This window comes from Bacillus siamensis KCTC 13613 (assembly GCF_000262045.1).
GTDB classification, from domain to species: domain Bacteria; phylum Bacillota; class Bacilli; order Bacillales; family Bacillaceae; genus Bacillus; species Bacillus siamensis.
Genome location: NZ_AJVF01000001.1, coordinates 49,897 through 59,776 on the forward strand (window position 1 = coordinate 49,897; position 9,880 = coordinate 59,776).

Here is a 9,880-nt window from a genome sequence, read left to right on the forward strand (position 1 = left end):
ATACTTCCTTTCATCTCGTCTGTAGCCTCTAGCCGAATATATGTATCTATTCTACCACCAAATAGACCGGGCATCAAAATAATGATCAGGCTTTTTGGATCAGAACGGTAGCCTGAGCGGCAATTCCTTCGGCTCTTCCGGTAAACCCGAGCTTTTCTGTCGTTGTTGCTTTTACATTTACTTGGGAGACGTCTGCCTCAAGGCCTTCCGCTATTCGTTTTCTCATCGCATCAATATGCGGCGCCATTTTCGGCTTTTGCGCAATAATCGTGCAGTCTATATTTCCGAGTACGTACCCTTTTTCTTTGACAATGTTCCAGACATGCTGAAGCAGCTTAAAAGAATCCGCATCCTTGAATTCCGGATCAGTATCCGGGAAATGCTTGCCGATATCTCCTTCACCTACCGCTCCGAGGCACGCATCTGCAACCGTGTGCAGCAATACATCCGCATCGGAATGCCCGAGCAGCCCTTTTTCATAAGGAATTTCAATTCCGCCGATGATAAGAGGACGGCCTTCCGTTAGTTGATGCACGTCAAATCCTTGTCCGATTCTAAACATTATGATTCCCACTTTCCGCTTTCATGATTGCTTCCGCTGATATCAGATCATCGGGCGTTGTCAGCTTAATATTGGTATAGCTGCCTTCAACGATACTCACCTGATAGCCATCAAGACGCTCAACGAGACTGGCGTCATCTGTACCTAAGAAGCCTTTGTTTGCCGCTTCCCTATGCGCCTTTTTCAATAAAGAAAGACGAAAAGCCTGCGGCGTTTGAACGGCCCACAAGCTTGAACGGTCAAAGGTCTCCGCAACCCGGGAGCCTTCCGCCCGTTTTATCGTGTCTTTCACAGGAACAGCCAGGACAGCCGCTCCCGTCTCTTCTGCTGTTTCAGCGAGTTTATCGATATGCTGATGCGTGACAAACGGGCGCGCCCCGTCATGAACAAGAACGACGGACTCCTCATCAATCACTTTCAGTCCTTCGTATACACTATGCTGACGCTCCGCTCCGCCGATGACAAGCTCAATTTCCGCTTTAACCGGAAACTGGGCAAGCAGCTGGTGAAAATCTTCCCGTTCACTCTCGTTTATCACCAGGATTATTTTCTGACAAGGCGCGTGGCTTTCAAAAACCCGCAGTGTGTGTATAATAACAGGCGCACCCTTTAAGCCGATGAACAGCTTATTTTTCCCGGCTTTCATCCGTTTCCCTTGTCCGGCAGCCGGAATGACTACGACATACTCCATCATTAACTCCCTCTTAAAGAGCCTTCTCAAGCAGCTTAGGCTTGGCAAAAATCATTCGCCCCGCCGCTGTCTGCAGCACGCTGGTTACGAGCACATCAATATGTTTCCCTATATAATTGCGGCCTTCTTCCACAACGATCATTGTTCCGTCATCCAAGTAAGCCACACCTTGATTATGCTCTTTCCCGTCCTTAATCACCTGCACATTCATTTCTTCACCCGGGAGCACAACCGGCTTCACCGCGTTTGCAAGGTCATTAATATTCAGTACCGCAACCTTCTGAAGCTCACATACTTTATTTAAATTAAAATCATTCGTCACAACGACACCGGATGTCAGCTTCGCAAGTTTGACAAGCTTGCTGTCAACCTCTTGAATGTCTTCGAAGTCGCCTTCATAAATTTCAACCGTAATATCCAGTTCCTTTTGAATGCGATTCAAAATATCCAGTCCGCGGCGTCCTCTGTTGCGTTTTAAAACATCTGAAGAATCAGCGATATGCTGTAATTCCTCAAGCACAAATTGAGGAATTACAATGACTCCTTCTAAAAAGCCCGTCTGACAAATATCTGCAATTCTCCCATCAATAATAACACTTGTATCCAAGATTTTCAGCCTTTTCTCCTGTTCCTCCTGCTCCTCATCGGCACTTCCTTTTTTCTTCTGCATTCTTGCAGAAATGGAGAACAGACCGATCAGTTCATCCTTTTTCTTAAATCCGACCTGGAAGCCCAGGTAACCGAGAAAGAAAGCCAGAAAGACCGGGATGATGGTGCTGAATATACGGTACGGAATATTGTCCAGCGGAATCACGTTTACAATGAGATATGCGATGATAAGTCCAAAAACCAATCCGAGACTTCCGAATAACAGATCCGGCACCGGAGCTCTCAGCAAAGAATCTTCAATCCATTTCACCCAATTAATCACATATTCTGTCGTCCATATACTGATGAGAAAAAAGATAATAGCACCAATTGCAGCAGACGTATATGCGTTTGTTATTAAAGGTATGTCCTGTATATTTGACAGTACAAACAATTCAGGTATTAAAAAGATACCGACAACGCCGCCCACAATAATGAAGAACGCCTGAACTATTCGTTTTAACATACCTCCACCTCCTTTTAAGTAACATTTTTCAGCAGGCTGTCAAAGCCTACAAATATCAGAATAAACAAAAACTAACAATAATATACCCGGATTCTGACAGGTTTAAGCGATACTTAAAGCTGTCTATCTATATAGTGTTTTTCTTGAAGACGTTTTAAACCTTTTTTGATTTTTTGGGCGCGCACCTCACCGATGCCTTCAACATCATCCAGCTCTTCAACAGTGGCTTCCGTTATGCTTGGTAAAAATCCGAACGCCTCAACTACATTTTCAACAATCGGCATCGGCAGACGCGGAATTTTATTCAGCAGCCTGTACCCTCTCGGCAGCACATAATCATCAAGGTTGGTAGAAGCGGGATATCCAAGCAGCTTAAACAGAATGGAATCATCAAGCAGATCATAGCTGGACATATCCTGAAGCTCTTTTAACAGCACGAACGGATCTTTGATTTTTTCTTTCACATAGTCTTTGATGAAAAGAGCCGCTTCTTCTTCCATATCCGTAATCAGCTCAATCACCTGCAGACGGATTAAGTGGCCTTCCGTTCCGAGTTCTTTAATATACATGTTGATTTCATTTTTTATACGGAGCACCATTTCATAGCGGTGCATGACGGACAGCACGTCACTGAATGTCACGAGCTCCTCAAACTCTAAAGCGTTTAAAGCCGTAATCGTTTTGTCTAAAATGGTTTTATACTTCTCAAGCGTTTGAATCGCCTGGTTTGCTTTTGTTAAAATAAATCCTATGTCCTTCAGTGTGTATTTCATGCTGTCCTGGTATAACGTAATAACATTTCTGCGTTCAGAAATGGCGATGACGAGACAGCCGGTCTGCTTCGCCACCCGTTCCGCCGTACGGTGCCTCATTCCCGTTTCTGAAGAAGAAATGGTCGCTTCCGGCATAAGCTGTGTATTCGCATAAAGAATTTTCTGGCCGGAATCGCTTAAAATAATGGCACCGTCCATTTTGGCCAGCTCGTATAGGTGAGCGGGCGCAAATGATGTATTAATATGAAAACCGCCATCCACGACTTGCTTTACCTTATCATTGTATCCGACAACAATCAGGCCGCCTGTATTTGCCCGCAGTACATTCTCTATCCCGGCTCTGAGCGGCGTGCCCGGTGCAACGAACTGCAGAATTGCAGACAGGTCAAGCTCTTGTTTCGCCCCTTTTTTCTCTTTTTCCATCTATTATGATCCTCCTAATGAAGTACGAAGCGCTTCTGCAACATTTGCTACTCCGACAACCTCAATCCCTTTTGGTATTGTCCATCCGCCTGCATTCGCCTCAGGTATGACCATACGCTTGAAGCCGAGTTTCGCCGCTTCTTTTACGCGCTGTTCGATTCTTGACACCCTGCGGACTTCTCCTGTCAGACCCACTTCACCGATAAAGCAATCTGCAGGATTCGGCGGTGTATCTCTGAAGCTTGAAGCAATGCTGACGGCTACTGCCAAATCAATCGCCGGTTCATCCAGTTTGACCCCGCCGGCGACTTTTAAATATGCATCTTGATTCTGAAGCAAAAGCCCCACCCGCTTCTCAAGCACAGCCATGATTAACGACACCCTATTGTGGTCAATCCCTGTAGCCATGCGGCGCGGGTTTCCAAAGCTGGTCGGTGATATGAGCGCCTGAATTTCAACCAGGATCGGTCTCGTTCCTTCCATTGACGCAACGATACTCGAACCCGAAGCCCCGGCAGAACGCTCTTCCAAGAAAATTTCCGAAGGGTTCAGCACTTCTGTAAGCCCCTCTTCCCGCATTTCAAAGATGCCCATTTCATTTGTTGAGCCGAAACGGTTTTTTACAGCCCGCAAAATACGGAATGTATGGTGCCGCTCTCCTTCAAAGTATAGAACGGTATCGACCATATGCTCAAGCAATCTTGGCCCTGCGATCGATCCTTCTTTTGTGACGTGTCCGACGATAAAAATCGGAATGCCGTTTGTTTTCGCGATTTTCATCAATTCAGCCGTACACTCTCTTACTTGTGATACACTGCCGGGAGCTGAGGTAATGTCGCTTTGGTAAACGGTCTGAATGGAGTCTACGACAACAAATGCGGGTTTCATCTCTTGTATAGCAGACGAAATATACTCCATATCGGTTTCAGATAAAACATGTAACAATTGGCTGTTGATTCCAAGCCTGTCAGCGCGCAGCTTCGTTTGCTTCACGGATTCTTCCCCGGAAATGTAAAGCACGCTGCCGGCCGTGTCTGCTAATTGTGCGGATACTTGAAGAAGGAGCGTTGATTTCCCGATGCCGGGGTCGCCGCCGATTAATACTAACGAGCCCTTTACAACGCCGCCGCCAAGCACTCTGTTAAATTCTTCGAGCTTGGTTTGAACACGGGGTTCTTCTGATGTTTCAATTGATGTAATGGGTGATGGTTTCTGGACGGTTTGAACGGAGTGGGAGAAAGCCGCCCGCCGATTCGCCGGCGCTTTTTTGATGGTTTCTTCCACCATTGTATTCCAAGCCCCGCAGCCAGGGCATTTCCCCATCCATTTTGCGGATTCATAACCGCATGAGTGGCAGATGAATTTTGTTTTTGATTTAGCCATATATGCTGTAAAACCTCTTCCTTATCGTATATTTCTCTATATAACAAAGTGAGGCATACACTTGCTTACGTATGCCTCATGTTTGTCACTATATTAGTTCGTTTTAGCAGTTGTTTTTACGACAAATTCGCCGTCTTCAACATCAAGAACGATGTGCTGGCCCTTATCAATATTGCCTCTGAGAAGCTCTTCTGATAACCGGTCCTCCACATGCTTTTGAATCGCTCTTCTTAACGGACGTGCGCCGTATTCCAAATCGACGCCCTCGTCTGCTACTTTTGCTTTTGCAGCATCCGTCAGCTCTATAGAGAGATCTTGTTCTTTCAGACGTTTTGTTAACTGGTCAGACATAAGCGACACGATGTCTGTAAGATGTTTTTTCTCAAGAGAGTGGAAGACGATAATTTCGTCAATCCGGTTAATAAATTCAGGTCTGAAGGCACGCTTCAGCTCTCCCATGACTTTGTCTTTCATGTCTTTATGGTTTTGTGATTCATCCTGAACATTGAAACCCACATATTTGTTGCGTTTCAACTCGCTCGCTCCGACGTTTGACGTCATAATCAGGATCGTGTTGCGGAAATCAACAGTGCGTCCTTTTGAATCAGTCAAGCGTCCGTCTTCAAGCACTTGCAGGAGAATGTTAAACACATCAGGATGCGCTTTTTCAATTTCATCAAGCAGTACGACAGAGTAAGGTTTTCTTCTCACTTTTTCCGTCAGCTGGCCGCCTTCATCATAACCGACATATCCCGGAGGAGAACCGACAAGACGCGAAGTCGAATGTTTCTCCATATATTCGGACATATCCACTCTGATCATCGCTTCTTCATCACCGAAAATGGATTCCGCCAGCGCTCTTGCCAGCTCTGTCTTCCCTACGCCTGTTGGGCCTAAGAAGATGAATGAACCGATCGGACGTTTCGGATCCTTCAAACCGGCTCTTGCACGTCTGACAGCCTTCGCAACGGCTACAACGGCTTCATCCTGGCCAATGACGCGGGAGTGCAGAATGCTTTCCATATTGAGAAGCTTATCTGTTTCCGTTTGCGCAATTTTAGATACAGGCACCCCGGTCCAGCTGGATACCACCATTGCGATATCCTCTACAGAAACTTCGGAGTTCTCCTGGCCTTGTTTTTCTTTCCACGTTTTTTTCGTATCTTCCACCTGTTCTCTCAAGCGCTGCTCCGTATCACGAAGAGAAGCCGCTTTTTCAAACTCCTGGCTTTGAACGGCAGCGTCTTTTTCCTTGCGAACTTCATCGAGTTTCTGCTCAAGCTCTTTTAAGTTCGGAGGCGTTGTGAAGGAACGGAGACGTACTTTTGAACCGGCCTCGTCAATTAAATCGATCGCTTTATCCGGAAGGAAGCGGTCAGAAATATAACGGTCAGACAATTTAACCGCCGCTTCGATCGCTTCATCGGTAATGGATACGCGGTGATGCGCTTCATAGCGGTCACGAAGGCCTTTTAAGATCTGAATGCTTTCATCGACTGACGGCTCATCCACCTGAATCGGCTGGAAGCGGCGCTCCAGTGCTGCGTCTTTTTCGATATATTTGCGGTATTCATCAAGCGTTGTCGCACCGATGCACTGAAGCTCTCCGCGAGCGAGTGAAGGTTTTAAAATATTCGACGCGTCAATCGCGCCTTCTGCTCCTCCAGCTCCGATCAGGGTGTGCAATTCGTCAATGAATAAAATAATATTGCCGGCCTGACGTATTTCATCCATTACTTTTTTCAGACGGTCTTCAAATTCTCCGCGGTATTTCGTGCCTGCTACAACCGTTCCCATGTCTAATGTCATTACGCGTTTATCACGTAAAATTTCCGGCACTTCATTGTTGATGATCTGCTGTGCGAGACCTTCAGCAATCGCAGTTTTACCTACACCCGGTTCTCCAATCAGAACGGGATTATTCTTTGTTCTGCGGCTTAATACCTCAATAACACGCTGAATTTCTTTGCTTCGGCCGATAACCGGATCAAGGCTGTCTTCCCTCGCAATCGCGGTTAAATCACGCGCCAGACTGTCAAGCGTCGGCGTGTTTGCGCTGCTATTTGTTCCCGCTCCGGATGCCCCTGTCTCATTGCTTCCGAGAAGCTGCAGAACCTGCTGTCTCGCCTTATTGAGACTGACACCCAGATTATTCAGTACTCTCGCGGCGACTCCCTCACCTTCACGAATCAGCCCAAGAAGTATGTGCTCTGTTCCTACATAAGAATGACCGAGCTTTCTGGCTTCATCCATTGATAGTTCTATTACCTTTTTGGCTCTAGGCGTGTAATGAGGGACAGAGGTGGTGCTTTCCTGCCCTCGGCCAATCAAACTTTCCACTTCTTTCTGCATTTTATCTGAATTGAGGCCAAGCGCTTCTAAAGCTTTAAATGCTATCCCTTCACCTTCACGGACTAACCCCAATAATATATGTTCAGTTCCGATATTTGTATGGCCTAAGCGCAGTGCTTCTTCCTGTGCCAGTGCCAATACCTTTTGAGCCCGCTCTGTAAATCTTCCAAACATCATATCGAATCATCCTCCTGTCTATTTGCACTCATTTCTAAATGCAGCCTTTCCCTGATAAGAGCCGCTCTTCTCACGTCTCTTTCGTTCGGCCGTAATGCGCCGCCCGAATATTGCTGGAGAAAACCGGGCTGTGTCAAAATCATCAGTTCATTAAGTATATTGCTTGATAGCCCTTTAATGATCCCCAGGTCTATCCCCAGTCGAACGTCAGAAAGGCATTTCGCCGTTTCCTTCGATTCAATCATTCGGCAGTTGGATAAAACGCCGTAAGATCTGAATACCCGGTCCTCTAATTCAATTTTCGAGGTTTGATAAAGCGCTTCTCGGGCTGAGCGTTCCTGCTCAATCAGCTGGGCAGCCACACTGTTCAAATCATCGACGATGTCCTGTTCTGATTTTCCAAGTGTGATTTGATTTGAAATTTGAAAGATATTTCCTAATGCTTCGCTGCCTTCCCCGTAAATTCCTCTAACAACTAAACCTAATTGGTTAATTGCCGGTATAATTCGATTCAATTGCCTAGTTAGTACAAGACCCGGCAAATGCATCATGACCGAAGCCCTTAGTCCCGTCCCTACATTTGTAGGACAGCTTGTTAAGTATCCTCTCTTCTCCCCAAAAGCGTAATCCACTTTCTCCTCAATCCAGTCATCAACCTGGTTTGCCGCTTTTATGGCGTTGAGAAGCTGGAAGCCGGGGAAGAGACATTGAATTCTGATATGATCTTCTTCATTTAACATAATGCTGACTTCTTCATTTTCAGAAAGCAGACAGCCGCCAAACGGTGATTCCGTTAAATTCGGGCTGATCAGATGCTTTTCCATCAGCACCCGTTTTTCCAAAGGCTGAGCTTCACTCATTCTGATTAAATGAAATTGACCGATATCAGGCAGTTCTTTCCCTGAAAAATGATCTTCGAATTGCTGAATAATGGATGAGGCTTCTTCATTCGTATACCGGGCAGGAAACTTTATATTTTCAAAGTTTCTGGCCAATCGTATACGGCTGCTGAGTACAATGTCACTTTCAGGTCCCTTTTGCTTCATCCAATTGCTTAATGCGTCCTGAATAAAATGCTTGAGCGACATTACCCTTGTTCCTCCTCACTATCTGTGCCTTTTAATTTCTGCTCTAACGACCGGATCTGATCCCTGACCTGCGCCGCCTTTTCAAACTCTTCCTGGTGTATTAAAGATTCAAGTTCCTTTTTTAACATTTCCATTTGCCGTCTTACATGCAAGTTTCCGCCTATGCGTTTCGGAATTTTCCCGGCATGCACCGTATTCCCGCTGTGGACTTTTCGCAAGATCGGCGTAATTTGGCTGTGAAATGTATCGTAACACTCCGCACAGCCGAACCGCCCTGTTTTTCTCAGCTGTTGAAACGTCATGCCGCATTTCTTACAGGCCGTGCCTTGCTCTGAATAGCCGAACATTTGAGAACCCGTGTTTTGAAATGAAGACTCCATATTCAGCAGCCCTGATAATAAATTATGAATCGAGAACCCTTGGTTTCCACTTATACCGTATGAATCACTATTTTCTTTTGCACATTGTTCACAAATATGAACTTCTTGCTTTTCTCCATTAACAACTTTCGTAAAGTGAAAAGTGGCCGGTCTCTCATTGCACTCTTGACAAATCAATCTTTTCACCCGCTTACTTTAGTTTTAAAGATGTGAGCATCGCCTTCATCATTCTGGCTCTTAGTTCATCCCGTTCAGGCAAATCAATATATAGAACTGAACGATCCATTACACTCACCATCATTTTAGCTTCTCTTTCCGAAATAACCCCGTCCTCTAACAGTCTGAGAATAATGTCATCAGAGGCTGCCTGGGACAAGTGGGTATGAATCTGCGAAATAATATTATTGATGAGGACGACTTCGTTATTCATTTTAACTTTGATAATACGAATATAACCGCCGCCTCCCCGTTTACTTTCAACAATATATCCTCTTTCGCTTGTGAATCTGGTGTTGATGACATAATTTATTTGGGAAGGAACACACTGAAATTTATCAGCAATTTCACTGCGTTTGATCTCTAAAATTTCTTTGCCATTTTGATCTAATACTTGTTTTAAGTACTGTTCAATGATGTCAGAAATATTATGTCCCACTCAACCCCCTCCTTTATTGACTTTGACTATATTTGACTTTAATCTTACTATAAGGTGTTTCGCAAAATTTTTCAACTGTATCGCTCTATCTCTATTATTTCCACTTTGCACAAGCATAAAACCTGCTTTTACAAAAAGGTATATCGTTACTTTTCTCATATTATATAACGTATGCAGAAAAACACAAAAAAGACAGCTCATAATGAGCTGTCTTTACCTTATGATTGCTTGGCGGCGTCCTACTCTCACAGGGGGAAACCCCCGACTACCATCGGCGCTGAA

General features: G+C 45.2%; 9 protein-coding genes. All 9 read right to left on the reverse strand.

Annotated features, from left to right (window positions below; all coding sequences use genetic code 11):
* Positions 1 to 85: 85 nt before the first annotated feature.
* The 9 genes from ispF to ctsR all read right to left on the reverse strand — a co-directional run bounded on the left by ispF (position 86) and on the right by ctsR (position 9,598).
* Complete coding sequence (gene ispF, locus Y79_RS0100340) at positions 86 to 562, reverse strand: 2-C-methyl-D-erythritol 2,4-cyclodiphosphate synthase (protein ID WP_016935912.1); 477 nt, start codon at positions 560 to 562, stop codon at positions 86 to 88.
* Positions 555 to 1,253, reverse strand: coding sequence for a 2-C-methyl-D-erythritol 4-phosphate cytidylyltransferase (ispD, locus tag Y79_RS0100345; RefSeq protein ID WP_029575199.1), 699 nt, complete (start codon positions 1,251 to 1,253; stop codon positions 555 to 557). The genes ispF and ispD overlap by 8 nt, the downstream gene beginning before the upstream one ends.
* Positions 1,254 to 1,266: 13 nt before the next feature.
* Positions 1,267 to 2,367, reverse strand: a complete 1,101-nt coding sequence (locus Y79_RS0100350) for a PIN/TRAM domain-containing protein (RefSeq protein ID WP_016935914.1) — start codon at positions 2,365 to 2,367, stop codon at positions 1,267 to 1,269.
* 113 nt (positions 2,368 to 2,480) lie between these two features.
* On the reverse strand, positions 2,481 to 3,563 hold the full coding sequence (gene disA / locus Y79_RS0100355; protein ID WP_003156401.1) for a DNA integrity scanning diadenylate cyclase DisA: 1,083 nt from the start codon (positions 3,561 to 3,563) through the stop codon (positions 2,481 to 2,483).
* A 3-nt stretch (positions 3,564 to 3,566) separates the two neighbouring features.
* Positions 3,567 to 4,946, reverse strand: coding sequence for a DNA repair protein RadA (gene radA, locus Y79_RS0100360; protein WP_016935915.1), 1,380 nt, complete (start codon positions 4,944 to 4,946; stop codon positions 3,567 to 3,569).
* A gap of 93 nt (positions 4,947 to 5,039) precedes the next feature.
* Positions 5,040 to 7,475, reverse strand: coding sequence for an ATP-dependent protease ATP-binding subunit ClpC (gene clpC / locus Y79_RS0100365; protein WP_016935916.1), 2,436 nt, complete (start codon positions 7,473 to 7,475; stop codon positions 5,040 to 5,042).
* Complete coding sequence (locus Y79_RS0100370) at positions 7,472 to 8,563, reverse strand: protein-arginine kinase McsB (RefSeq protein ID WP_016935917.1); 1,092 nt, start codon at positions 8,561 to 8,563, stop codon at positions 7,472 to 7,474. Before Y79_RS0100370 ends, clpC begins: the two co-directional genes overlap by 4 nt.
* The gene (locus Y79_RS0100375; protein ID WP_016935918.1) at positions 8,563 to 9,120 is read right to left on the reverse strand and encodes a protein-arginine kinase activator protein McsA; all 558 of its coding nucleotides are present in this window, start codon (positions 9,118 to 9,120) and stop codon (positions 8,563 to 8,565) included. The genes Y79_RS0100370 and Y79_RS0100375 overlap by 1 nt, the downstream gene beginning before the upstream one ends.
* A gap of 13 nt (positions 9,121 to 9,133) precedes the next feature.
* Positions 9,134 to 9,598: a transcriptional regulator CtsR gene (ctsR, locus tag Y79_RS0100380; protein ID WP_016935919.1), complete on the reverse strand. Its 465-nt coding sequence runs from the start codon at positions 9,596 to 9,598 to the stop codon at positions 9,134 to 9,136.
* Positions 9,599 to 9,880 lie beyond the last annotated feature (282 nt).

What these genes read in the sequence shown, in the direction of transcription:
- ispF (WP_016935912.1), bottom strand. Translation starts at nt 562, where the DNA reads ATGTTTAGAATCGGACAAGGATTTGACGTGCATCAACTAACGGAAGGC.
- ispD (WP_029575199.1), bottom strand. Translation starts at nt 1,253, where the DNA reads ATGGAGTATGTCGTAGTCATTCCGGCTGCCGGACAAGGGAAACGGATG.
- Y79_RS0100350 (WP_016935914.1), bottom strand. Translation starts at nt 2,367, where the DNA reads ATGTTAAAACGAATAGTTCAGGCGTTCTTCATTATTGTGGGCGGCGTT.
- disA (WP_003156401.1), bottom strand. Translation starts at nt 3,563, where the DNA reads ATGGAAAAAGAGAAAAAAGGGGCGAAACAAGAGCTTGACCTGTCTGCA.
- radA (WP_016935915.1), bottom strand. Translation starts at nt 4,946, where the DNA reads ATGGCTAAATCAAAAACAAAATTCATCTGCCACTCATGCGGTTATGAA.
- clpC (WP_016935916.1), bottom strand. Translation starts at nt 7,475, where the DNA reads ATGATGTTTGGAAGATTTACAGAGCGGGCTCAAAAGGTATTGGCACTG.
- Y79_RS0100370 (WP_016935917.1), bottom strand. Translation starts at nt 8,563, where the DNA reads ATGTCGCTCAAGCATTTTATTCAGGACGCATTAAGCAATTGGATGAAG.